We start from the raw sequence: 4,398 nt of genomic DNA on the forward strand, positions 1-4,398 counted from the left end.
TTTATATTGAAGGTATTGTGTCGGTACTTTTCATATAGGTTCCGCTATCTTGTCATGCTTGTTTTTTTTTTTTTGACTGAAGCGGCGACCCCCGAGATCTACACCATCCTCGTCGTCTGTAGCATCAGTTGTTTATAAGAGTCGTAGCCGGAGCGGTCGACGAGTGTGTGGCGGGTCTCGCCGTAGGTGGCGATGGCGGCGAGTACGACGGTGCCGTGCTCGTCCTTCAGCTCGTAGGGCTCGGCGACCGAGCGGGCGCCGTGCTCCAGCGCGTAGGCGTAGGCGGCGCGGGCGTCCGGGACCTCGATGGCGAGGTCGATCACGCCGTCGCCGTGCTCGGCCACGTGCTGGGCGAGGAAGTGGCCCCAGGGGGTGGCGGGCTTGATCACCGAGGTGAGGACGAACCGGGCGGAGCCGTTCTCCAGGACGTAGCTCGCGGTCTCGCGGCTGCCGTTCTCCGGTCCGGAGTAGGCGACCAGCTTCATGCCGAAGGCGGTGGAGTAGTAGTGCGCGGCCTGCTTGGCGTTGCCCACGGCGAAGACGACCGCGTCCATTCCCTTGACCGGGAAGGGGTCTGCCTGCCGGGCGGTGTCGGGAGTGTGGTGCGTGGTCTGCGTCATGACGGCAGCCTTCTCCGTCGGCGCAAGGTGCGCAATAGTTTGCGTTTCGGGTGTGCAATATGACCAGTGCTGGGCCCGTCTTCGCGGGCTCTCTGTACAGGATGACCACAGGGAAAGGCGGCTCTCGTGGGGATCGACGGGCTGGACGGGCGGATCATCGTGCTGCTGGCGCGGGAGCCGCGGATCGGGGTGCTGGAGATGTCCCGGCGGCTGGGGGTGGCGCGCGGGACCGTGCAGGCGCGCCTTGACCGGCTTCAGTCGAATGGCGTCATCCGGGGATTCGGGCCGCAGGTGGATCCGGCCGCGCTCGGCTATCCGGTGACCGCGTTCGCCACGCTGGAGATCCGGCAGGGGCAAGGGGCGGACGTACGGGCCCACTTGGCGACCGTGCCGGAGGTCCTGGAGCTGCACACCACGACGGGCAGCGGGGACATGCTGTGCCGGCTGGTGGCTCGGTCGAACGCCGATCTCCAGCGGGTGATCGACCTGGTTGTCGGTTTTGATGGCATTGTCCGGGCCGCCACGGCGATCGTGATGGAGAACCCCGTTCCACTGCGGATCATCCCGCTGGTGGAGCAGGCGGCCGAGGACCAGGAGAGGACCTGACCTGACCTGGGGTGACTCGATGTGAACTTCTGGGAGTATCTGGGCAACCGCCATCAGCAGCTGCTCTCGGACGCCTACCAACACGCGAGCGCCGTCTTCCAGTGCATGGTCGTGGCGACGGTGATCGGGGTCCTGATCGGTGTGGTCACCTATCGCAGCGAATGGGCGGGCAACCTCGCCACGACGGCCACCTCGACCATCCTGACCATCCCCTCGCTCGCCATGATCGGTCTGCTCATCCCGATCGTCGGCCTGGGGGTGCCGCCCACGGTGATCGCGCTGACCCTGTACGGCCTGCTGCCGATCGTGCGCAACGCGATCGTCGGTCTGCGCGGTGTCGACCCGTCGCTGGTGGACGCGGCGACGGGCATCGGGATGTCCCGGCTGATGCGGCTCGTGCGGGTCGAGCTGCCGCTGGCCTGGCCGCCGATCCTGACCGGCATCCGGGTCTCCACACAGATGCTGATGGGCATCGCCGCCATCGCCGCCTACGCCTCCGGGCCCGGCCTCGGCAACGAGATCTTCCGCGGCATCGCCTCGCTGGGCAGCAAGAACGCCCTCAACCAGGTACTCGCGGGCACGCTCGGGATCATCGTGCTGGCCCTGCTGTTCGACGCCGCGTACGTCCTGATCGGACGGCTGACCATTCCCAGGGGGATCCGTGCCTGAAGCCTCCGGTGCCTCCATCGAGCTGGAGAACCTGACCAAGCGGTATCCCGGCAATCCACAGCCCTCCGTCGACAACGTCAACATGGAGATCAAGGCGGGCGAGATCGTCATCTTCGTCGGCCCCTCCGGCTGCGGTAAGTCGACCACGCTCAAGATGATCAACCGGCTGATCGAGCCGACCGGCGGCCGGATCCGCATCGGCGGCGAGGACGTCACCGACATCGACCCGGTGAAGCTGCGCCGCAAGGTGGGCTACGCGATCCAGTCGGCCGGTCTGTTCCCGCACATGACGGTCGCGCAGAACATCGCGCTGGTGCCGAGGATGGTCGGCTGGGGGAAGAGCCGGATCAAGGACCGCGTCGAGGAGCTCCTCGACCTGGTGGGGCTCGACCCCGGCGAGTTCCACGGCCGCTACCCCCGTCAGCTCTCCGGCGGTCAGCAGCAACGGGTGGGTGTGGCACGGGCGTTGGCGGCGGACCCGCCCGTGCTGCTGATGGACGAGCCGTTCGGCGCGGTCGACCCGATCACCCGTGACCATCTCCAGGACGAGCTGATCAGGCTCCAGCACGAGCTGCACAAGACGATCGTCTTCGTCACGCACGACTTCGACGAGGCGATCAAGCTCGGTGACCGGATCGCCGTGCTGCGCGAACGCTCGCACATCGCGCAGTTCGACACCCCGGAGGCGATCCTCACCAACCCGGCGGACGACTTCGTGTCCGGGTTCGTCGGGGCGGGGGCGGCCCTGAAGCGGCTCAACCTCACCCGGGTACGGGACGTGGAGATCACCGACTATCCGACGGTCACCGTCGACGACCCGCTCCAGCAGATCTTCGACCGGCTCCGGGACAGCGGTACGAACGAGATCCTGCTGCTCGACAAGCGGGGGCGGCCCTACAAGTGGCTCAGGCGCGGGGACCTGATGCGGGCGAAGGGTTCGCTGGCCCGGGCCGGGACGCTGGTGCACGACACGGTGACCCGGGACGCGACCCTGCGGGACGCCCTCGAAGCCGTGCTCACCGACAACGCGGGGCGGGTCGCGGTCACCGGGCGACGCGGTGAGTACACCGGAGTCGTGGACATGGAGACGCTCATGAACTCCGTGCACGAGCTGCTGGAGGCCGACCGGCTGGACGCCATGGAGCACCAGCACGAGCTGGAGGAGACGCGCGCCCACCGGACGCACGCCGAGCAGGAGGGCGACGGAGGGGAGAAGAAGGCGTGAGCATCCCCGAGTTGGAGGAGAGGGAGGCGCCGGCGCCCCGGGTGGCGACACGACGGCGGGTCACCTGGCAGAAGCTGACCTTTCTGCCCGCCGTGCTGGTGGCGGTGCTGCTGGCGACCTGGCTGTGGTTCCAGCAGGCGCACCTGGACCCGATCTCCGAGAACGCCCTGTCGAACGGGCAGGTCTCGAAGGCGCTCTGGCAGCATGTGCAGCTGACGGTGATCTCGACGTTCTTCGTGCTGATCATCGCGATCCCGCTGGGCATCCTGCTGACCCGCAGGATGTTCCGCCCGGCGACCCCGGTGGCGATGGCGTTCGCCAACATGGGGCAGGCGACACCGGCGATCGGTCTGCTGGCCCTGCTGGTGATCTGGCTGGGCACGGGCATGAAGGCGGCGCTGATCGGCATCATCATCTACGCCGTGCTGCCCGTGCTGTCGAACACCGTCGCGGGCCTGAAGGCCAACGACCCGACCCTGCTGGAGGCGGCCCGGGGCATCGGCATGTCCCCGCTGGGGGTACTCGCCCGCGTCGAACTGCCGCTGGCGGTCCCCCTGATCCTGGCGGGAGTACGCACGGCACTGGTGCTGAACGTCGGAACGGCGACGCTGGCGACCTTCGGCGGCGGCGGCGGTCTCGGCGTCCTGATCACCACCGGCATCACCAACCAACGCATGCCGGTCCTGATCCTGGGCTCGATCCTCACCGTCACCCTCGCCCTCCTGGTCGACTGGCTGGCTTCCCTTGCCGAACTGCTCCTCAGACCACGGGGGTTGGAGGTGGGCACGTGACGCGCGCAGGACTCACGGTGCCGACGGACGCACTGGCTCCCGCCCCGGGCTGCGGACGCGCGGGCGGATCGGGCGCGGCTGCTGGCACACCCCGGGCAGAACCAAGCCTCGAACCAGGCTGGTTGGAGGTAGCAACATGACACGCGCAGGGCTCCCGACGCCGACATGCCCGCCGACTCCCGCCTCGGCCTGCGGGCACACGGGCGAACCGGGCACGACTCCCCTCACATCACAAACAGAACCAGGCCTCGGACCACAGGGGTCGGAGGTAGGCACGTGAAGCGCGCAGAACTCCCAGCGCCGACAAGCGCTCTGGATCCCGCCCCGGACTGCGGGTGCACGGGTGGACCAGGGGCGAGTGCCCGCGTATCGCAGACAGAACCGGGCCTCGGAGCAGGCGGGGCGGGGGTGGGCACGTGAAGCGTGCAGGGCTCTCGGGGCCGATGTGGGCGCGGGCGGGCGGCGAGGGGCGGTGGTGGGGGGGGGG

The 4,398-nt window shown here is 68.3% G+C and carries 4 protein-coding genes and 1 pseudogene; 4 read left to right on the top strand and 1 reads right to left on the bottom strand.

All coding sequences use genetic code 11. From position 1 onward, the window contains the following. Nucleotides 1–140: 140 nt before the first annotated feature. Nucleotides 141–620: pseudogene (locus HLK59_RS48435) on the bottom strand (VOC family protein); the annotation flags it as partial. Between the two features lie 126 nt (nt 621–746). Here HLK59_RS48435 and HLK59_RS48440 point away from each other — a divergent pair. Genes HLK59_RS48440 through HLK59_RS48455 form a run of 4 tightly spaced genes read left to right on the top strand, consistent with a single transcriptional unit; the run spans nt 747 to nt 3,911 of the window. Continuing rightward, the gene (locus HLK59_RS48440; RefSeq protein ID WP_171148067.1) at nt 747–1,226 is read left to right on the top strand and encodes an Lrp/AsnC family transcriptional regulator; all 480 of its coding nucleotides are present in this window, start codon (nt 747–749) and stop codon (nt 1,224–1,226) included. A 21-nt stretch (nt 1,227–1,247) separates the two neighbouring features. Then, a complete protein-coding gene (locus HLK59_RS48445; protein ID WP_171148068.1) occupies nt 1,248–1,895 on the top strand; it encodes an ABC transporter permease in 648 nt (215 codons plus the stop codon). Then, a complete protein-coding gene (locus HLK59_RS48450) occupies nt 1,888–3,120 on the top strand; it encodes a betaine/proline/choline family ABC transporter ATP-binding protein (RefSeq protein ID WP_171148069.1) in 1,233 nt (410 codons plus the stop codon). The genes HLK59_RS48445 and HLK59_RS48450 overlap by 8 nt, the downstream gene beginning before the upstream one ends. Beyond that, nucleotides 3,117–3,911, top strand: coding sequence for an ABC transporter permease (locus HLK59_RS48455; RefSeq protein WP_171148070.1), 795 nt, complete (start codon nt 3,117–3,119; stop codon nt 3,909–3,911). Before HLK59_RS48450 ends, HLK59_RS48455 begins: the two co-directional genes overlap by 4 nt. Nucleotides 3,912–4,398 lie beyond the last annotated feature (487 nt).

Source organism: Streptomyces sp. S3(2020) (assembly GCF_013044505.1).
GTDB lineage: Bacteria > Actinomycetota > Actinomycetes > Streptomycetales > Streptomycetaceae > Streptomyces.